Source organism: Tabrizicola aquatica, assembly GCF_002900975.1.
GTDB classification, from domain to species: domain Bacteria; phylum Pseudomonadota; class Alphaproteobacteria; order Rhodobacterales; family Rhodobacteraceae; genus Tabrizicola; species Tabrizicola aquatica.
This window is the reverse complement of record NZ_PJON01000002.1, coordinates 523,564-540,680: the sequence shown is the minus strand read 5'-3', so window position 1 is coordinate 540,680 and position 17,117 is coordinate 523,564. Positions and strand designations below refer to the sequence as shown.

Genomic DNA, 17,117 nt, shown 5'->3' with positions numbered 1-17,117 from the left:
CCTGCGGTCAAAGGCCAGCGCCCAATTCGCGACCCCAGATCCGCAAGCGGCGGCACAGCGCGACGAAGGTATCCGACGCCCCTTCCCGAAGCCCTACCATCCCCTCGTCCGCGTCCGGCAGAACGCCCGCCGCCGTCAGCAGTGGCACCGCGCCTTCCGAGAAGCCGATCACCTTGCAATGCACGAAAGCGTCCTTCACGAAATCCAGCGCCGGTACTTCGCGGCACAAAGCCTCGGCCCCCGCCTGCGGCATCAGCAGGCAAACCGCATCGAACAGGACCGAAGGCGCGCCCTCCACCGCGTGATGCGCCGGGACCTTGGTTCCGTCACTAGAGGTGGCGCCCCCCACCGTTGGGGCGATCAGTTCCACCATCGCCCCTTCGGCCTGCAGGGCGGCGTTCAGTTCGGCCAACAGTGCCGCGTCAAAGCCGTTGGCCACCAGCACCCCAACCTTGCGCCCGGCGAAACTGGCGGGCGGATTTTCCAGGATCGACAGGGCGGGTGAGGGCGCCACCTCCCGCACCGGCACCGCCGGGGTCGCCGGCTCCGGCAACTCGGTCACGCCCAGACGGTCGGCCACGCCGGCGGCCAGCGTCTCGTCGATGGTGCGCAGATGCGCCAGCATCCGCAGCCGGATTGCCGGCACCTCGCATTTGCCCAACTCGAAGCCCAGCGCGTTGACGATGTGGCGCTGTTCCACCGCGGTCTGGCTGTGAAAGAACATCCGCGCCTGGCTGTAGTGGTCGGCAAAGCTTTCCGGCCGCAGCCGCGCCTTCGTGCCCACCTCTTGCGCGCCATAGGACCGGAACCCGCGCTCGGGGTCCTCGCGCGGGCCGATGCCGAACGAGTTTGGCTGATAGATGGCGCGGCCCTTCGGATTGTGCATCGCCATATGCCCGTCCTGCTGGAAATTGGCGAAGGGGCATTTCGGCGCGTTGATCGGCAGATGGGTGAAATTCGGGCTGCCCAGCCGTTTCAGCTGCGTGTCCAGATAGGAAAAGTTCCGTCCCTGCAGCAGCGGGTCGTCCGAGAAATCGATCCCCGGCGGCACGTTCTGGGTCATGAAGGCGACCTGTTCCGTGTCGACGAAAAAGTTCTCGGGCATCCGGTCCAGCACCAGCCGCCCCACGGGCACGGCGGGCAGGATTTCCTCGGGGATGATCTTGGTCGGGTCCAGCACGTCGAAGTCAAAGCTGTCGGCAAAGTCCTGGTCGAACAGTTGCAGGCACAGCTCCCATTCCGGGAAGTCTCCCGCCTGAATCGCATTCCAAAGGTCGCGGCGGTGAAAGTCCGGGTCCGCGCCGTTGATCTTCATCGCCTCGTTCCAAAGCACCGACTGCATCCCCAGCTTGGGCTTCCAATGGAACTTGACGAAGGTGGACCGGTCCTGCGCGTCCAGAAGGCGGAAGGTATGGACGCCGAACCCCTCCATGAACCGGAACGACCGCGGGATCGCCCGGTCGGACATCACCCACATGACCATATGCATCGATTCCGGGGTGAGCGAGATGAAGTCCCAGAACGTGTCATGCGCCGATTGCGCCTGCGGAAAGGCGCGGTCGGGTTCGGGCTTCACCGAATGGATCACGTCGGGAAACTTGATCGCGTCCTGGATGAAGAACACCGGGATGTTGTTCCCGACCAGGTCCCAGTTGCCCTCTTGCGTGTACAGCTTGACGGCAAAGCCGCGCACGTCGCGGGCCAGGTCGAAACTGCCCTTGGACCCCGCCACGGTGGAAAAGCGCACGAAGGCCGGTGTGACCTCGCCTGCCCGCTGAAAGATGTCGGCGCGGGTGTACTGGGCCAGCGACTCGTAGGTCTCGAAATAGCCGTGTGCGCCATAGCCGCGGGCGTGGACCACGCGCTCGGGGATGCGCTCGTGGTCGAAATGGAACAGCTTCTCGCGAAAATGAAAGTCCTCCATCAGCACCGGGCCGCGCGCGCCCACCTTCAGCTGGTTCTGGTCGTCCGCCACCGGCCCGCCCTGGGCGGTGGTCAGCACCGGCTGTCCAGCCTCGGCGCGCTGGTGCAACTCGCCCCCCGCACCGCGCTGGACGGTCAGATCGTGGAGCGTGGAGGGCGCATCGGTGGGGGTGGGGGGCTTGGGCATGTCGACTCCTGGCAACGGGGTGAGTCTGTTCAAACCCGGGCCGGCGGTCTATTGTTCCCGATGCCGAATTTCGCGGCACCTTGCGCGCAGGACGGTCTGCGCTGACGCCCGGCAATCGGCCAACTTCTGCCGAAATCCCAAGAAATCGGCAGTTTTTCCGCCAATGGGTTGCGGGGACTCACATTTCATCCACATATTTGCACACAAGGCCCGGCCACTCCGGGCACCGTTAGCCAGGGTGTCTGGCACCGTCAGGAATGGGCAGGTCACATGCGGCAACTGGTCGGCAAACGAATTCTGATCGCTGAAGACGATCACCTCAGCGCCTGGATGCTCGCAGACCATTTCCGCAGCGCCAAAGCCGACATCCTTGGCCCCTTCCCAACCCTGGAAGCGGCCGAATGTCATGCCTTCGGCGCCGATCTGGCCGTTCTGGACGTCAACCTGCGTGGACAACAGGTGTTTCGGCTGGCCGACAACCTGATGCGCGCCCGCGTGCCGTTTGTCTTTTACTCGGGCATCGACATGGCCCAGATCCCCGCCCGCTTTGCCGAGGTTCCCCGCCTGGGCAAACCCTGCTCCGCGCTGGAGGCGGTGGACATGGCCGAGATGACGCTGGACCGCTACGACACCACGGTGGACGAGGTGCTACCCCGTTTGCGCGTTTCCGCCCGCCTCATGGTCTCGGACCCGCTGGCCGCCGACCGCCTGGTCGAGGCGACGCTACTTCTGGCCCTGCAGGAAGAAACCGACCTCTCTGGCGTGACCTCGCTGGCGGGCTGGCTGCACCAGTTGATGGAAAAGGCCCTGGCCGCCCGGGCGCATCACCTGTTCAACTGACCGGACCGCTGTTTCCCAGCATGTCCGCCAGCAGCCGGTATTCGTCCGCCACGGCCAGAGCGATCGCATTGGCCTCGGTCGGGACGGCGCCGGGGTCCTCTTGCCCGTCATGCAGGATAGAGCGGCCGACCAGCCAGTCGTGCAGCGCCTCGCGCCGGGGGTCGGGCAGCGATTGCAGGATCAGCGCCAGCAGGCGACGATGCGCCAGCAGCCGCCCTTCCAACGCGCCCTGCCCCATATGTCCGGTGTCCGTATTCATCGCCCGCCTCCCTGTTCCTTTGCATCCCAACCCACCACGCCACCCACAGTTCCATGACCTTCGACCGTGACATCACCGACCTAGCCCGCGCCCTGGTCGGCGCCCGCCTGGTGGTGCGCGGAACCGGCGGCACCATCCTGGAAACCGAGGCCTATGGCCGCGACGACCCTGCCTCGCACAGCTTTCGCGGCCGGACCGCCCGCAACGCCGCCATGTTCGGCCCGCCCGGCACGGTCTACGTCTACCTGTCCTACGGCCTGCACCTGTGCCTGAACGTCGTCGGCCGCCCTGGCGAGGCTGTCCTGATCCGCGCCCTGTGCCCCGAGATTGGCACCCCCACCATGGCCCTGCGGCGCGGATTGCCGGAAACCAGCCCGCTCCTTGCGGCCGGCCCCGGCCGGATCGGCCAGGCGCTTGGCCTTTCGCTGCTGGACAGCGGCAAGCCCTTCGACGGGGGCGAGTTCCACCTGACACCAGCCGGTCAGGAACCAGACCTGCTGACCGGCCCCCGCATCGGCATCACCCGCGCCGCTGACCTGCCCTGGCGCTTTGGTCTGGCCGGCGCGCGGGGGCTTAGCCGGCCGTTCCCCTAGTCAGCTCAGGCCGAAGAACGACAGCACGGCCAGGACCACGACCACCAGGCCGACAAGATAGATGATACCGTTCATGGCAACCTCCGGGTTCCGGCGACGGACACTCCCCGCCACAACACCCCAACCATCCCGCCGCCGCGATGTTCCCGCGGGAACCTTTCCGCGCGCCTTCCGGTTGACCCGGCGCAACGATCAGGACCGCGCCCATGCCCAACGAACCCAAGCCAGCCGCCGAAAAGCGCACCCCGCCCTTGGACCGCCAGAATGCCCAGGACGACCACGAAGGCTCGCCCCATCGGCCCGAGGAGTTCAACGTGGCAAACCCCGCCAAGGTCGTTCCCCCTGCCGATACCACCAAGGCCAAGGACCCCAAGGCATGAGCCGGATCGGCTTTCACGCCTCGCATGAACAGTTCGCGCCGTCGCATCTGCTCCGGCTGGTGCAGCAGGCCGAGGCCGCAGGCTTTGCCGCCGCCAAATCCTCGGACCACTTCCACCCGTGGAGCGAGCGGCAAGGCCAGTCCGGCTTTGCCTGGTCCTGGATCGGGGCCGCCCTGCAAGCAACGCGCTTTCCCATCGGCCTGATCTCGGCCCCCGGCTATCGCTACCACCCCGCGATCATCGCCCAGGCCGCCGCCACCCTGGGCGAGATGTTCCCCGGCCGCGTCTGGCTGGCCCTTGGCAGCGGCGAGGCGATCAACGAGGCGATCCTGGGCCAGCACTGGCCCGAAAAGGCCGAACGCAACGCCCGGCTGCAGGAATGTGCCCTGCTGATCCGCGCGCTTCTGGCCGGGGAAACCGTCACCCACCGCGGCCGCATCACCCTGGTCGAGGCCCGGCTCTACTCGCGCCCCGCAACCCCCGTGCCGCTGTTCGGCGCGGCGGTCTCGCCGGAAACGGCGGCGCTGGTGGCGGGCTGGGCCGATGGCCTGCTGACAGTGGGCGGCGACTTCGACTCCGTCGCCCGCGTCGTCACCGCCTTCCGCAACGCGGGGGGTGAGGGCAAGCCAATCCACATCCAGCACGCATTGGCCTGGGACGAAACCGATGACGCCGCGCTGGCCGGCGCGATGGACCAATGGGCCCCCGCCATCGTCGGCGGCGAGGTCGCCTGGGACCTGCGCCGTCCCGCGGATTTCGACCAGGTCGCCCAACTGGTCACGCCCCAGGCGCTGCGCAAACGCATCGACATCTCGTCCGACCTGGGCTGGCACCGCGACCGGATCGCCGCCCTGGCCGCCCTGGCCGACACGGTCCACCTGCATTGCGTCACCCGCAACCAGGAGGCGTTCATCGACACCTTCGGCGCCCGCGTCCTGCCCCAGCTGCGCGACCCCGCCGCCACCGCCGCCCACTGACCCGACCCACTAATCCGAAAGGAACCCACATGCCCGCCAAGTCCAAAGCCCAGCAAAAGGCCGCCGGCGCTGCCCTTGCCGCCAAACGCGGCGAAGCCGAGAAGCAGGACCTGAAAGGCGCCTCGCGCCAGATGGTCGACAGCATGTCCGAAAAAGAGCTTGAGGATCTCGCCGCGACCAAGCGCAAGAACCTGCCCGAGAAGAAGGACTAGTCCCTCTCGCCCAGGTTCATCACAGCGACGCACATCGCGACGGTGCCGAACAGCATCGCCGCATAGGCGAAGAACGCCGCCGTCAGGAACGCGCCAGCCTCGGCCAGCACGACCAGTTGGCGCAGGCCCAGCACATCCCACCACAGCAGGCCCTCACCCAGGACCAGCCCCAACACCGCGCCATTGCCAAAGTGCTTCAGCATAAAGCGCAAAAGGCGGGGAAGGCTGGGCTGCGGTTTCATCGGCGGGGGTCCCTTGCGGCGGGGATCAACGGTGTCGGTCAACTTCCGCTTGGCCGCCGTTGTTCCCGGCCCGACCCCGGAACCGGCGCGGTCCCGCCCGCGTTTCCCAAGCTGAAAAAGGAGGACAGAATGGACCACTCAAGCCACGTCCCGCTGACCCCGGCCGAGCTGACCGACGAGATCCTGGTCGGCGCGCCGGTCTATGACCACGACGACAACAAGCTGGGTACGATCGACCACGTCCACCACAGCGCCGCTTCGATGCGGGTGGTGATCGACGTGGGCGGTTTCCTGGGGATCGGCTCGAAACGGGTGCAACTGGCGCTCGACCAACTCGACATGATGCGCGACCAGTCCGGGCAGGTGCATGGCGTCACCGCCTGGACCAAGGACCAGTTGAAGGACCTGCCGGAACACCACGACTAGGACCGCAAGGCGGGAACAACCGGCGCCCGCGCCGGTTGTTCCCCCCTCACCCCAGCGACAGGAGCATCCGATGGGACGCCAAGACCCGGGCGATCAACCCGACATCCAACCCGGCTCGCAGCCCGGCACCCCGAACCCGGACCTGCCCGATCCCGGCCCCGACCTGCCAGTCCCCGGCGACGATCCGCCGCCGGACAGCTTTCCCGACCCAATGCCAGACCCCCGCCCGATCCCGGCGCAAGACCCGATCAACCCACCCCCGGGCGAGATCACCCCGCCGATTCGCGGCTAGGCCCTAGGGCTCTACCTCGCCCAGCCGGCAGATGATCTCCCATTCCTCGGCGCTGACCGGCTGGACCGAAAGGCGGGTGTTGTTCACCAGCACCATCTTCTCCAGCCCGGGGGTCACCTTGGCCTCTTCCAGGCTGATCGCCCGTTTCAGGGGCTTTACCGCCTTGATCCAGACGCAGTCCCAGCGCGGGTCATCGGTCGTGCTGTCGGGGCTGCTTTCGCGGCAGACCTCCACAATGCCGACGATCTCTTTCCCGATGTTCGAGTGGTAGAAGAACCCCCGGTCGCCAATCTGCATCGCCCGCATGTTGTTGCGCGCCTGATAGTTGCGCACGCCATGCCACTCTTCGCCCTCGTCGCCCTTGGCAACCTGGTGGTCCCAGCCCCAGACGTCCGGCTCGGACTTGAACAACCAGAAGCTCATCCGATCACCCGCTTCCATTCCTGGATCATCACCGACTGGAACAGCCCCGCCTTGGCATAGGGGTCATTCGCCGCCCAGGCCTCGGCCTCGGCCTTGGACCCGACGCCCAGGATCAAAAGGCTGCCGCACATCTGCCCCGCCGCGTCGATGAAGGGGCCGGCCTGCTCGACCACGCCGGTCGCCTGGATATACTCCAGATGCGCGGCGCGGTTTTCCACGCGGGTTTGCAGGGCGTTGGGTTTGTCCAGACAGATCAGGGCGTAGCGCATGGTCATTCCTGTTTCAGGGGCCGGCTCATCAGCTGGCCGATGGCATCTTTCAAAGAGGTCCGGCCGCTGGCAAGGGCATCGACCATCGCGGTCACCGGCATGTCGATCCCAAGGCCCTGCGCCAGCGCCACCACGGCGCGGGCGGTGGCCACGCCCTCGACCGTGACGCGGGGATCAAAACCCTCGGCCCGCCCCAGCGCGTGACCGAAGCGAAAGTTCCGCGACTGGGACGAGGTGCAGGTCAGCACCAGATCGCCAAAGCCCGACAGGCCCGCCAAGGTCTCGGCCCGCGCGCCCAGCGCGGTGGCCAGCCGCACCATCTCGGCATAGCCGCGCGTCATCAGCGCCGCCCGGGCGCTGTCGCCCAGCCCAGCGCCGATCACCGTGCCGGCGGCAATCGCCACCACGTTCTTCAGCGCGCCCCCCAGTTCCGCCCCGATGACATCCCCGGTCCGGTACAGCCGCAGCGTCGGGGTCGAGAGCAACTCTTGCAACGCCACCCCATCCGTCGCTGCCCCATCCGTCGCTGCCAAGGTCAGCGCGGTGGGCAAGCCCTTGGCGATATCGGCGGCAAAGCTTGGCCCGGTCAGGATCGCCGCCTGCGCGCCTGACCGACGGCCCTCGATCACCGCCACCGGCCCGCGCAGCGTCGTCAGGTCCACGCCCTTGCAGCAGGCGACCAGCGGCTGGCGCGCGTCGATCTGCGGCCATTGGTCCAAGAGCGCACCCAAAGCCTGCATCGGCACCGCCAGCAGCAGCGCCTGACCGCCGACCACCTCGGCAATCTCCTGGTGGACCGACACGGCCCCCGGCAAATCCACCCCCGGCAGCGCGGCCTCGTTCCGGCGCGTGTCCTGCATCGCGCGCACCTGCGCCGGATCTCGCGCCCAAAGCCGGACCTCGCGCCCGCCCCTGGCCAGCGCCACCGCCAGCGCCGTGCCGAACGCGCCCGCTCCGACGATCCCGATCACGCCTTGGCCCCCTTCTTCCCCGATCCCAGCAGCGCCGGCGCCCGGTCGTCCAGCGGCCAGCGCGGCCGGGCGGCAAAATCGGGAGGCGTCTCCAACCCCGCCCGCAGCCGCTCGATCCCCGCCCAGGCGATCATCGCCGCATTGTCGGTGCAAAGCCGCAACGGCGGCGCCAGGAACGGCACCCCGGCACGCTCGGCCACCGCAACCAGCCGCGCGCGGATCATCTGGTTCGCCGCCACGCCCCCCGCCACGCACAGCGCCGTGGGCCGCATCCCGCACAACTCCAGCGCGCGGGCGGTCTTGATCGCCAGCACATCCGCCACCGCCGCCTGGAACCCGGCGCACAGGTCGCGGCGGTCCTGCACGGTGATCCCGCCCTTTTCCGCCACCAGTGCATCCCGGGCCCGCAAGAGCGCGGTTTTCAGCCCCGAAAAGGACATGTCGCAGCCCTCGCGGTCCAAGAGCGGACGCGGAAAGGCAAAGCGTTTCGCATCGCCCAACGCCGCCTCGGCCTCGACCGCCGGGCCGCCGGGCTGGGGCAGGGCCAGCAGCTTGGCCGTCTTGTCGAACGCCTCGCCCGGGGCATCGTCGATGGTGCCGCCCAGACGCCGGAACCGGTCCACCCCCTCGACCGCCAGGAACTGGCAATGCCCGCCCGACACCAGCAGCATCAGGTAGGGAAAGGCGATCCCGTCGGTCAGCCGGGGCGTCAGCGCATGGCCCGCAAGGTGGTTCACCGCGACCAGGGGCTTGCCCGTCGCCGCCGCCAGCCCCCGTGCCAGCATCACGCCCGACAGAACCCCGCCGATCAGCCCCGGCCCCGCAGTCACGGCGATCCCGTCAACCTCGGCCAACCCAAGACCGGCCTGCGCCAGCGCCTCTTCCACCACACCGTCCAGCCGCTCGGCATGGGCGCGGGCAGCAATCTCTGGGACCACGCCGCCGAAATCCGCATGCAACGCCGTCTGTCCCAGCACGACCGACGACAGGATCTTGGCCCCCCCACCGGCGCGCACGACCGCCGCCGCGGTGTCGTCGCAGCTTGATTCGATACCGAGGAGGGTCAGGGTCCGGTCCATGGCCGCCGTTGCTTCAGGGGTGGATGGCAGGTAACACCTTGGGCATGGCCACACAATCCAGTCCAGACCCGGTGCCCGTGCTGCTGACGCGGCCCGACGACCAGTCGCGCGCCTTTGCCACCGCCCTGCACGACCGCTTCGGCGACAGCCTGCGGCCCGTCCTGTCGCCCCTGATGCGGCCAGACTATCTGTCCCCCGACCTGCCCCCCCCCGGCCCCTTTGCGGCGGTCATCTTCACTTCGCTGCACGGTGTCAGGGCGTCCTTGCCCTGGCGCGCCCGACTGCCCCGCCTGGCCTGGTGCGTCGGCGCCCGCACCGCGCGCGAGGCGCAAGCCGCAGGCTTTCAGACCCGCGCCGCCGATGGCGATGCCGAATCCCTAATCGCCGCAATCCTGGCAGATCCGCCGTCCGGCCCGCTTCTTCACCTGCGCGGCGAGGACCAGCGCGGCGACGTGGCACAGCGGTTGACCCGTGCCGGCCATCCGACCCAGTCCGCCATCGTCTACCGCCAGTCGCCGCAGCCCCTGTCGCCCCAGGCGGCGGAACTCCTCCGACGGCCCGGCGTTGTGATCGTGCCGCTTTTCTCGCCCCGCAGCGCGGATTTGCTGCTGGCCGCACTGCCAAGCCCGACGCTGGCCGACCTGCGCATCGTCGCGATCAGCGCGGCGACGGCTCAGGTCTGGCCGCAGGGCGCGGCAACCGTGGCCCGGCGACCGGACGCCGATGCGATGCTGGAAGCGGTGGGCAACCTGATTGCCACAGCCCCCCCGCCTTGAACGCCCGGGCGGTGAGTGCTTAGGTGGAAGAAGAACGGTGAAAGGGCCAAAGCCATGGCAAGACGCAAGGACCCCTTGACCGAGACCCAGGTCGAGATCCCCGAAAGCCCCGCGCCCGGTTCCGCCGCTGCGCAGGACGGGCTGGCCTCGGACGCCCTGCCCCCTGAACCAGCCCCGGACGCGCCGCCCGCCAGCCCTGATGGCTCCGCCCCCCTGCCCACCGATGCGCTGGCGGCCGAGATCGTGCCACCCTCCGTCCCGCCACGACCGCCAACCCCGCCCCGCCGCCGTGGCCTTGGCATCTTCGGCCCGCTTCTGGGTGGTGCCCTTGCCGCTGCCGGTGGCTTTGCCGTATCGCATTACAACCTTCTGAACCTCGCATCCCCCGCCCCCGTGGTGGACCTTGCCCCCCTGGCCCAGGCCGACCAGGACCAGGCCGCCGCCCTTGCCACCCTGCGCGGCGATCTGGACGCCCTCTCCACCCGCCTGGCCACGCTGGAATCCACCCCGGCCGCGCAGCCCGACACCGCCCGGCTGGACGCCCTGGACGACCGCCTCGCCGCGATCGAGACGCTGCCCCAGGACGGCACCGCCTCCACCGCCGCCCTCGCCTCGCGGCTTGCGGACCTGGAACAGCGCCTCGCCGCCCAGCCCCCCGCCGCCGACCAGGCCGAGGTTGACGCCGCCCTTGCCCGCCTGGCCGAGGCCGAGGCAGCAGCCACCCGCCGCGCCGAGGAAGCCGCCGCTGCCGCCGCCGAAGCGACCCGCGCCGCCGGCCTGGACCGCCTTCGCGATGCCGTGGCCACCGGCGCTGGCTTCCAGGCCGAACTCGACGCGCTGGATGATCCCGACCTGACCGCCACACTCGCCCCCCATGCCGCCGGCGTGCCCACGCTGGAATCCCTGCAATCCGACTTCCCCGAAGCCGCCCGGCAGGCCCTGCAACTGGCCCGCGCCAGCGCGACCGAGGACGGCTGGGGCGCACGACTGACCGACTTCTTCGCCGCCCAGACCGGCGCGCGCTCCCTGACCCCGCGCGAAGGCACCGACCCCGACGCCATCCTCTCGCGCGCCGAATTCGCCTTGTCGGAAGGCCGCCTTGCCGACGCCCTGGCCGAGGTTCAGGCCCTGCAAGACCCGATCCGCGCCCCCTTCGCCGACTGGATCGCCCGGGCCCAGGCCCGCCTTGCCGTCACCGCCGCGCTGGAGGGCAACTGATGCTGTGGTCGCTGACCAAGGTCGTCCTCTTCGTCGCCGCCGTCGCCGCCCTGGCCCTGGGTGCCGGGATGCTTGCCGAAACCGGCGGCGCCATGCGCATCACGGTCGCCGGATGGGAGTTCACCATCGGCCCGGTCCAGGCCGTCGTCCTGGGCATCGTCCTGTTGCTTGCCGTCTGGCTGACCCTCAAGGTCCTCGGCCTTCTGGGCGCAATCATCCGCTTCCTGAACGGCGATGAGACCGCCATCTCGCGCTATTTCGACCGCAACCGCGAACGCAAAGGCTATCGCGCCCTGTCCGAGGCGATGCTTGCCCTTGCTTCCGGCGAGCCGCGCCAGGCCCTCTCCCGCGCCCAGACCGCCGAACGCCTGCTGCACAAGCCCGAGATCACCACCCTCCTCATCGCCCAGGCGGCCGAGGCGTCGGGCGACCGCAAGCAGGCGACCGAGGCGTACAAGACCCTTCTCAAGGACGACGCCACCCGCTTTGTCGGCATTCGCGGCCTGATGCAGAAGAAGCTGGCCGAAGGCGACCGCGAAGTGGCGCTGAAACTGGCGGAAAAGGCGTTCCAACTGCGCCCGCGCCATGCCGAAACTCAGGACATCCTGCTGAAACTGCAATCCGACGCGGGCGACTGGTCCGGCGCGCGGCAAACCCTTGGCGCCAAGCTCAAGGCCGGCGCTCTGCCCAAGGATGTCTACCGCCGCCGCGATGCCGTCCTCGCTCTGCAACAGGCCCGCACCGTGATGGACGAGGACGCCAGCATCGAAGCGCGCGAAGCCGCGATCGAGGCGAACCGCCTATCCCCCGACCTGATCCCCGCCGCCGCCATGGCCGCGCGCGGCTATATCGCCAAGGGCGACGCCAAGCATGCCACCCGCGTCCTGAAAAAGGCGTGGGAGGTGCTGCCCCACCCCGACCTCGCCGCCGCCTTCGCCGAGATCGTCCCGGATGAGGACGCGCAGGCCCGCCTGAAACGCTTCCGCACCCTGACCACCGTCCAGCCTGACCATGACGAGACCAAGATGCTCCTGGCCGAGCTTCTGGTCGCGGCCGAGGATTTCCCCGCCGCCCGCCGCGCGCTGGACGATGTGCCGACCCGCCACCCGACCCAGCGGTCGCTGGCCATTCTGGCAGCGATCAGCCGTGGTGAGGGCGCCGAGGACAGCGTGGTCCGCGATCTGGTCGCCAAGGCCATCGCCGCCCCGCGCGGTCCGCAATGGGTCTGCGACAAGTGCCACGCGATCCATGACGGCTGGCAGCCGGTCTGCGACAACTGCGGCAGCTTCGACACGCTCTCCTGGCGCGAACCTCCGGCGACGGCGGCCACCTCTCCGGCGCTGGCCGAGCTTCTGCCCCTGATCGAACCGCGCCCCGCCCCGGAACCCGAGGCCCTTCCGCCCCCCGAACCGCCCGAACCGCAGCCGCCCCTGGACGAGATTGCGCGCCGCGCCACCTGACGGCTGCAAATTGGGGCTACACAGTCCCCGCCCCGGATGCTAAGAGCCGCGCCACGGAAGAATGCCGGTGTAGCTCAGCTGGTAGAGCACGTCATTCGTAATGATGGGGTCGGGGGTTCGAGTCCCTTCACCGGCACCATTCTTCCGCCTGCCCCTCCCCCCTTTCCGCTGCGCCCCCGATGGTGCAAGACTTGGTCCCGGAACAAGAGGGGGCGCAGGATGGCAGGCGATCTGAAACAGGCCTTGGCCGCGATCGACGAGGCAAACGCCGCCGACCCCAAGGGACAGGCGCTGGAATACGGGCTTCGCATGTCGCAGGAACTGGCCCGCGTCGTCGCCGATGCCTCCGAAGTCCTGCAAATCGCCGCGCGCGGCCAGCATGTCGAACGCTGGCGCCTGCCGCGCTCGGACTATCCCGAAGGGAAAGAGGGCTACCTTGCCTGGCGCCGCGAACAGGCCCGCCGCCATGCCGAACGGGTGGCCGACATCATGGAACACGCGGGCTATGGGCCCGACGACTGTGCCCGCGTCGGCGTCCTTCTGCGGAAAGAGGGGCTGAAGCGCGACGCCGAGGTGCAGGCGCTGGAGGATGTGATCTGCCTGGTGTTCCTGCGCTGGTATTTCGCCGATTTCGCGGCGAAGCACGACCCTGACGCGGTGCAGGACATCGTCCGCAAGACCGCCCGCAAGATGTCCGCCCCGGGTCGCGCCCGGGTGCTGGCCGAATTCGCCCTGCCCGCCCCCCTCGCCGCCGCCTTCCAGCCGGAGTGACCGCATGACCCGCCTTCGCAGCCTTTGGGACCAGGGCCAGCCCACGCTGAACGGCTGGTGTTCCATCGGGAACCCCTTCGTGGCCGAGATCATGGCCGCCCAAGGCTTTGACAGCCTGACCGTGGACATGCAGCACGGCGCGCTGGATTACACGGACCTGTTGCCGATGCTGCAAGCCATGCGCGCCAGCGGGGCGACGCTGCTGGCCCGCGTGCCGTGGCTTGACCCCGCCCATGTGATGAAGGCGCTGGATGCCGGGGCGGATGGGGTGGTCTGCCCCATGGTCAACACGGCCGAGGACGCGGCCCGTTTCGTCAGCTACATGCGCTATCCGCCGCAGGGCGTGCGCAGCTTCGGCCCGACGCGCGCGGTCTTTGCCCATGGACCGGACTATGCCACCCAGGCCAACACCCGCCTCCTGGCCTTCGCCATGATCGAAACCGCCGAGGCGCTGGCGAACCTGGACGCCATCGTCGCCACGCCGGGCCTTGACGGGATCTATGTCGGCCCGGCGGACCTGACCCAGTCGGTCAGCCAGGGCAACCTGCCCTTCGGCATGGACCGGCAAGAGCCCGAGATGATCGCCGCCATCCGCCGCATCGCCGAGGCCTGCACCGCGCGCGGGATCATCGCCGCCCTGCATTGCGGCACGCCCGACTATGCCCAGCGCGCCATCGGCTGGGGCTTCAGGATGACGACTGTCGGCGGCGACTCGCGTTTTCTGGCTGCGGGTGCCGCAGCGGCCGTGGCCGGGTTCCGCAAGTTGACGGGGCAGGCCGGCGACGGCGCGTCGAGCGGTTACTGACCGGGCCGCCACACCGGATGGCGGAATGTGCCGTGCAGCTCTTCCGGCACGCCCGTCGGCGCAAAGATAAGCGTCGATGGAAATGGCCCGGCGGGATCGCCGTGAAAGCGGTCGCCCAGGTAACATTCCATGGCCCAGAACAGCATCAGCACCGCTGCATCCCGCCGTTCGGCGGTCCACCGCGCCGGGGGATCGCCATAAGCAGGCATCGCCGTCGCGCATTCATGCGTCTCGCCTTCGCTCCGCAACAACTGGCGCGCCAGATCGCGTTCGGTCTGGCGCGGCAAGACCTCTCCCACGGTTAGCCCAAAGTGGTCGATGATGCGCGACCTTAGCGAGACCGGGGTGCTGACAATGACCTCAACCCGCCAGTCCTCGCCGGGTGGCGGGGTCAGGTAGAATTCCTGCCACCGTCCGCGATCGTTATAATCGCTTTGATAGGCGGTCAGGCGCAGACCGGTCGGGCGGTGAAGGGTGGTGCCGAAGGCAAGCAAGCCGTGCCCCGAAACCGGAGCCTTGGTTCCGGGAACCAGCGGGATCTGCTCCAGCTCCGGAACCTCAACCTTGCCCCAGCGAACCATCAGCCGATCAGCCCACGCACCCCGCCGGTCTGGCCACGGTCCAGCAGGAGATGGTCCAGGATCACGCAGGCCATCATCGCCTCGCCCACCGGCACCGCGCGGATGCCGACGCAGGGGTCGTGCCGGCCCTTGGTCACCAGGTCCACCTCGGTCCCCGCTTGGGTCACCGTCTGCCGGGGCGTCAGGATCGACGACGTCGGCTTCACCGCAAACCGGCAGACCACCGGCTGGCCCGTGGAAATCCCGCCCAGAATCCCCCCCGCATGGTTCGACAGATACTCCGGCCCCTCCGGCCCCATGCGGATCTCGTCCGCATTCTCGACCCCGGTCAGGCTGGCCGAGGCCATGCCCTCACCGATCTCGACCCCCTTCACGGCATTGATCGACATCATCGCCGCCGCAAGGTCGCTGTCCAGCTTGCCATACAGCGGCGCGCCCAGACCGGCCGGAACCCCCTCGGCCACCACCTCGATCACCGCCCCGACCGAGTTGTGGGACAACCGCAGCGCGTCCAGATACTCGGCCCACTCGACCGCAGCCACGGCATCCGGCACCCAGAACGGATTGCGTTCGATCTCGGCCGCATCGAACCGCGCCCGATCAATCCCCTTCACCCCCATCTGCACCATATAGCCGGTGATCCGCAGCCCCGGCACCAGCGCCGCCAGGGCCGCCCGCGCCACGCCGCCCGCCGCGACCCGCGACGCGGTCTCGCGCGCACTGGACCGACCACCCCCGCGATAGTCCCGCAGCCCGTATTTCTGGTGATAGGTGATGTCGGCATGACCCGGCCGGAACGCGCTGGCGATCTCGCCATAGTCCTTGGACCGCTGGTCGGTATTCTCGATCATCAACTGGATCGGTGTGCCCGTGGTCCTGCCCTCGAACACGCCCGACAGGATGCGCACCTCGTCCGGCTCTTTCCGCTGGGTGGTGAACTTGTTCTGCCCGGGCTTCCGCTTGTCCAGCCAGGGCTGGAGGTCCGCCTCGCTCAGGCTGACGCCGGGCGGGCAGCCATCCACCGTGCAGCCGATGGCCGGCCCGTGGCTTTCGCCCCAGGTGGTGACGCGGAAAAGGTGACCGAAAGTGTTCAGGCTCATGCGCATATCCTCGCTTGGCGACCGGCATACAGGCCGCGCCGCCCGGGCGACAAGCCCTTACGGCCGGGGAAATCGGCCGACCCGCGCCCGTTGGTCACGGTTCCGTGAAAAAACCGGCGCGCGAGGGGTTGAATTGTCGCACCCCTGGCCCACTTAATGCCCCTGCGGGCCGGGCCCCTCTGACGACGCCTGTCGTGATGTCGGACCGCATCGAGAAATCGCGCTCGATGTCATGCCCGGCACTCTGCCCCTGAAAAGGCTGACCTCTCGACGCATCATGAGAGGTAAACGGGGATGGAATTCCTCTTCCTGACGTTCCTGGCCAAGCCGCTTTGGCTTTGGCTTCTGTTCCTGGCGATCGTCATCACGCTGATGATCTTCGACCTGGGCGTCCTGCACAGGGACGACCACGAGCTTGGCGTCGCCGAAAGCCTGAAGCTGTCCGCTTTCTACATTTTCATCGCGATTTTGTTTGGTGGTTACATCTGGTGGGCCTGGTCGAACGGCACGATTGTGACAAGCGACGGCACCAACCCGGTCGCCAGCTATTTCCAAGGCTACATCATCGAGAAGGTTCTCTCGATCGACAACGTCTTCGTCATCTCGCTGATCTTCGGCTACTTCGCGATTCCGCGGAAATACCAGTATCGCGCGCTGGTCTGGGGCATCATCGGTGTCATCATCCTGCGCGGCATCATGATCGCGATCGGGGCCGAGCTGATCTCGAACTATGGCTGGGTCACGCTGGTCTTTGCCGCCTTCCTCGCCTTCACCGGCATCAAGATGCTGGTGGTTCCCGAAGGCGATACCGATGTGTCGAAGAACCCCGTCGTCAAGCTGACGGCGAAATACATGAACGTGACCAAGGACTTGCACGGACAAAAGTTCTTCGTCCGCCAGCCGCATCCGGTGACCGGCAAGCTGGTCCTGTTCGCCACGCCGCTGCTGGTGGCGCTGATCGTGATCAACGTCGCCGACCTGATCTTCGCCGTCGACTCGGTCCCGGCGATCTTCCTGATCACCACCGACACCTTCATCGTCTACACGGCGAACATCATGGCGATCCTGGGCCTGCGCGCGCTGTATTTCGCGCTGGCCGCGCTGGTGCACCGCTTCCACTACCTGAAATATGCGCTGGCCGTGGTGCTGATCTTCATCGGGTTGAAGGGCTTCTACAGCTACTTCTTCGGCAAGTTCGACCCCTACCTGTCGCTGGCCATCACCATCGGCATCATCGCGGCGGGGATCGTCTACTCGCTGTGGAAAACCCGGGGCGACGATGACGGCCATGCCGAGGTGAAGGCGGCCGATTAAGACCGCCCGTCCGGTGAAA

General features: G+C 68.3%; 22 protein-coding genes and 1 tRNA gene. 14 read left to right on the top strand and 9 right to left on the bottom strand.

Annotation, left to right across the window (positions count from 1 at the left end):
• Positions 1-7: 7 nt before the first annotated feature.
• A complete protein-coding gene (gene katE / locus CXR42_RS10990) occupies positions 8-2,110 on the bottom strand; it encodes a catalase (RefSeq protein WP_103257570.1) in 2,103 nt (700 codons plus the stop codon).
• A gap of 270 nt (positions 2,111-2,380) precedes the next feature.
• Here katE and CXR42_RS19535 point away from each other — a divergent pair, with 270 nt between their 5' ends.
• On the top strand, positions 2,381-2,950 hold the full coding sequence (locus tag CXR42_RS19535; RefSeq protein WP_180996032.1) for a response regulator: 570 nt from the start codon (positions 2,381-2,383) through the stop codon (positions 2,948-2,950).
• Here CXR42_RS19535 and CXR42_RS10980 read toward each other — a convergent pair.
• Positions 2,943-3,209, bottom strand: coding sequence for a hypothetical protein (locus tag CXR42_RS10980; RefSeq protein WP_245875419.1), 267 nt, complete (start codon positions 3,207-3,209; stop codon positions 2,943-2,945). The two genes, CXR42_RS19535 and CXR42_RS10980, sit on opposite strands and share 8 nt — an antisense overlap.
• Before the next feature lie 23 nt (positions 3,210-3,232).
• Between CXR42_RS10980 and CXR42_RS10975 the strand changes: the two genes are divergently transcribed.
• The 4 genes from CXR42_RS10975 (at position 3,233) to CXR42_RS10965 (ending at position 5,371) form a co-directional block, all read left to right on the top strand.
• Entirely contained in the window at positions 3,233-3,802 is a 570-nt protein-coding gene (locus CXR42_RS10975; RefSeq protein ID WP_281256738.1) for a DNA-3-methyladenine glycosylase, read from the top strand.
• A 206-nt stretch (positions 3,803-4,008) separates the two neighbouring features.
• Positions 4,009-4,182 (top strand): hypothetical protein, encoded by a 174-nt coding sequence (locus CXR42_RS19530; RefSeq protein ID WP_180996031.1) that lies wholly within the window; start codon positions 4,009-4,011, stop codon positions 4,180-4,182.
• Positions 4,179-5,159, top strand: coding sequence for a TIGR03885 family FMN-dependent LLM class oxidoreductase (locus CXR42_RS10970; RefSeq protein ID WP_103257568.1), 981 nt, complete (start codon positions 4,179-4,181; stop codon positions 5,157-5,159). The genes CXR42_RS19530 and CXR42_RS10970 overlap by 4 nt, the downstream gene beginning before the upstream one ends.
• Before the next feature lie 29 nt (positions 5,160-5,188).
• Positions 5,189-5,371, top strand: coding sequence for a DUF3008 family protein (locus tag CXR42_RS10965; RefSeq protein WP_103257567.1), 183 nt, complete (start codon positions 5,189-5,191; stop codon positions 5,369-5,371).
• Here the strand turns inward: CXR42_RS10965 and CXR42_RS10960 are convergent.
• On the bottom strand, positions 5,368-5,613 hold the full coding sequence (locus CXR42_RS10960; protein ID WP_103257566.1) for a hypothetical protein: 246 nt from the start codon (positions 5,611-5,613) through the stop codon (positions 5,368-5,370). The two genes, CXR42_RS10965 and CXR42_RS10960, sit on opposite strands and share 4 nt — an antisense overlap.
• Before the next feature lie 129 nt (positions 5,614-5,742).
• Here CXR42_RS10960 and CXR42_RS10955 point away from each other — a divergent pair, with 129 nt between their 5' ends.
• Together CXR42_RS10955 and CXR42_RS10950 are read left to right on the top strand one after the other, a co-directional pair.
• Positions 5,743-6,039, top strand: coding sequence for a PRC-barrel domain-containing protein (locus tag CXR42_RS10955; protein ID WP_103257565.1), 297 nt, complete (start codon positions 5,743-5,745; stop codon positions 6,037-6,039).
• A 70-nt stretch (positions 6,040-6,109) separates the two neighbouring features.
• Positions 6,110-6,331, top strand: a complete 222-nt coding sequence (locus tag CXR42_RS10950; RefSeq protein WP_103257564.1) for a hypothetical protein — start codon at positions 6,110-6,112, stop codon at positions 6,329-6,331.
• A 3-nt stretch (positions 6,332-6,334) separates the two neighbouring features.
• Here CXR42_RS10950 and CXR42_RS10945 read toward each other — a convergent pair whose 3' ends face one another.
• The 4 genes from CXR42_RS10945 to tsaD are packed head-to-tail and all read right to left on the bottom strand — an operon-like array spanning position 6,335 to position 9,073.
• A complete protein-coding gene (locus CXR42_RS10945) occupies positions 6,335-6,754 on the bottom strand; it encodes an EVE domain-containing protein (RefSeq protein WP_103257563.1) in 420 nt (139 codons plus the stop codon).
• On the bottom strand, positions 6,751-7,023 hold the full coding sequence (locus CXR42_RS10940) for a YciI family protein (protein ID WP_103257760.1): 273 nt from the start codon (positions 7,021-7,023) through the stop codon (positions 6,751-6,753). The genes CXR42_RS10945 and CXR42_RS10940 overlap by 4 nt, the downstream gene beginning before the upstream one ends.
• A 2-nt stretch (positions 7,024-7,025) precedes the next feature.
• Complete coding sequence (locus tag CXR42_RS10935; protein ID WP_103257562.1) at positions 7,026-7,994, bottom strand: NAD(P)H-dependent glycerol-3-phosphate dehydrogenase; 969 nt, start codon at positions 7,992-7,994, stop codon at positions 7,026-7,028.
• Positions 7,991-9,073: a tRNA (adenosine(37)-N6)-threonylcarbamoyltransferase complex transferase subunit TsaD gene (gene tsaD / locus CXR42_RS10930; protein ID WP_103257561.1), complete on the bottom strand. Its 1,083-nt coding sequence runs from the start codon at positions 9,071-9,073 to the stop codon at positions 7,991-7,993. Before tsaD ends, CXR42_RS10935 begins: the two co-directional genes overlap by 4 nt.
• Before the next feature lie 23 nt (positions 9,074-9,096).
• On the opposite strand from tsaD, the gene CXR42_RS10925 reads away from it, so the two are divergent.
• The 6 genes from CXR42_RS10925 to CXR42_RS10900 all read left to right on the top strand — a co-directional run bounded on the left by CXR42_RS10925 (position 9,097) and on the right by CXR42_RS10900 (position 14,103).
• Positions 9,097-9,849, top strand: coding sequence for a uroporphyrinogen-III synthase (locus tag CXR42_RS10925; RefSeq protein ID WP_245875418.1), 753 nt, complete (start codon positions 9,097-9,099; stop codon positions 9,847-9,849).
• Positions 9,850-9,903: 54 nt separating this feature from the next.
• Positions 9,904-11,067 (top strand): COG4223 family protein, encoded by a 1,164-nt coding sequence (locus tag CXR42_RS10920; protein WP_103257559.1) that lies wholly within the window; start codon positions 9,904-9,906, stop codon positions 11,065-11,067.
• Entirely contained in the window at positions 11,067-12,527 is a 1,461-nt protein-coding gene (locus CXR42_RS10915) for a heme biosynthesis protein HemY (RefSeq protein ID WP_103257558.1), read from the top strand. The genes CXR42_RS10920 and CXR42_RS10915 overlap by 1 nt, the downstream gene beginning before the upstream one ends.
• A 63-nt stretch (positions 12,528-12,590) precedes the next feature.
• Positions 12,591-12,666, top strand: a tRNA-Thr gene (locus CXR42_RS10910).
• A gap of 80 nt (positions 12,667-12,746) precedes the next feature.
• A complete protein-coding gene (locus CXR42_RS10905) occupies positions 12,747-13,298 on the top strand; it encodes a DUF4202 domain-containing protein (protein WP_103257557.1) in 552 nt (183 codons plus the stop codon).
• A gap of 4 nt (positions 13,299-13,302) precedes the next feature.
• Positions 13,303-14,103, top strand: coding sequence for an HpcH/HpaI aldolase family protein (locus tag CXR42_RS10900; RefSeq protein ID WP_103257556.1), 801 nt, complete (start codon positions 13,303-13,305; stop codon positions 14,101-14,103).
• Here CXR42_RS10900 and CXR42_RS10895 read toward each other — a convergent pair.
• Positions 14,097-14,684: a hypothetical protein gene (locus tag CXR42_RS10895; protein ID WP_103257555.1), complete on the bottom strand. Its 588-nt coding sequence runs from the start codon at positions 14,682-14,684 to the stop codon at positions 14,097-14,099. The two genes, CXR42_RS10900 and CXR42_RS10895, sit on opposite strands and share 7 nt — an antisense overlap.
• A complete protein-coding gene (gene aroC / locus CXR42_RS10890) occupies positions 14,684-15,784 on the bottom strand; it encodes a chorismate synthase (RefSeq protein ID WP_103257554.1) in 1,101 nt (366 codons plus the stop codon). Before aroC ends, CXR42_RS10895 begins: the two co-directional genes overlap by 1 nt.
• Positions 15,785-16,078: 294 nt before the next feature.
• Between aroC and CXR42_RS10885 the strand changes: the two genes are divergently transcribed.
• Positions 16,079-17,098, top strand: coding sequence for a TerC family protein (locus CXR42_RS10885; RefSeq protein WP_103257553.1), 1,020 nt, complete (start codon positions 16,079-16,081; stop codon positions 17,096-17,098).
• Positions 17,099-17,117 lie beyond the last annotated feature (19 nt).

Coding starts and splice junctions, on each gene's coding strand:
- katE (WP_103257570.1), bottom strand. CDS start 2,110: ATGCCCAAGCCCCCCACCCCCACCGATGCGCCCTCCACGCTCCACGAT.
- CXR42_RS19535 (WP_180996032.1), top strand. CDS start 2,381: ATGCGGCAACTGGTCGGCAAACGAATTCTGATCGCTGAAGACGATCAC.
- CXR42_RS10980 (WP_245875419.1), bottom strand. CDS start 3,209: ATGAATACGGACACCGGACATATGGGGCAGGGCGCGTTGGAAGGGCGG.
- CXR42_RS19530 (WP_180996031.1), top strand. CDS start 4,009: ATGCCCAACGAACCCAAGCCAGCCGCCGAAAAGCGCACCCCGCCCTTG.
- CXR42_RS10970 (WP_103257568.1), top strand. CDS start 4,179: ATGAGCCGGATCGGCTTTCACGCCTCGCATGAACAGTTCGCGCCGTCG.
- CXR42_RS10965 (WP_103257567.1), top strand. CDS start 5,189: ATGCCCGCCAAGTCCAAAGCCCAGCAAAAGGCCGCCGGCGCTGCCCTT.
- CXR42_RS10960 (WP_103257566.1), bottom strand. CDS start 5,613: ATGAAACCGCAGCCCAGCCTTCCCCGCCTTTTGCGCTTTATGCTGAAG.
- CXR42_RS10955 (WP_103257565.1), top strand. CDS start 5,743: ATGGACCACTCAAGCCACGTCCCGCTGACCCCGGCCGAGCTGACCGAC.
- CXR42_RS10950 (WP_103257564.1), top strand. CDS start 6,110: ATGGGACGCCAAGACCCGGGCGATCAACCCGACATCCAACCCGGCTCG.
- CXR42_RS10945 (WP_103257563.1), bottom strand. CDS start 6,754: ATGAGCTTCTGGTTGTTCAAGTCCGAGCCGGACGTCTGGGGCTGGGAC.
- CXR42_RS10940 (WP_103257760.1), bottom strand. CDS start 7,023: ATGCGCTACGCCCTGATCTGTCTGGACAAACCCAACGCCCTGCAAACC.
- tsaD (WP_103257561.1), bottom strand. CDS start 9,073: ATGGACCGGACCCTGACCCTCCTCGGTATCGAATCAAGCTGCGACGAC.
- CXR42_RS10925 (WP_245875418.1), top strand. CDS start 9,097: ATGGCAGGTAACACCTTGGGCATGGCCACACAATCCAGTCCAGACCCG.
- CXR42_RS10920 (WP_103257559.1), top strand. CDS start 9,904: ATGGCAAGACGCAAGGACCCCTTGACCGAGACCCAGGTCGAGATCCCC.
- CXR42_RS10915 (WP_103257558.1), top strand. CDS start 11,067: ATGCTGTGGTCGCTGACCAAGGTCGTCCTCTTCGTCGCCGCCGTCGCC.
- CXR42_RS10905 (WP_103257557.1), top strand. CDS start 12,747: ATGGCAGGCGATCTGAAACAGGCCTTGGCCGCGATCGACGAGGCAAAC.
- CXR42_RS10900 (WP_103257556.1), top strand. CDS start 13,303: ATGACCCGCCTTCGCAGCCTTTGGGACCAGGGCCAGCCCACGCTGAAC.
- CXR42_RS10895 (WP_103257555.1), bottom strand. CDS start 14,684: ATGGTTCGCTGGGGCAAGGTTGAGGTTCCGGAGCTGGAGCAGATCCCG.
- aroC (WP_103257554.1), bottom strand. CDS start 15,784: ATGAGCCTGAACACTTTCGGTCACCTTTTCCGCGTCACCACCTGGGGC.
- CXR42_RS10885 (WP_103257553.1), top strand. CDS start 16,079: ATGGAATTCCTCTTCCTGACGTTCCTGGCCAAGCCGCTTTGGCTTTGG.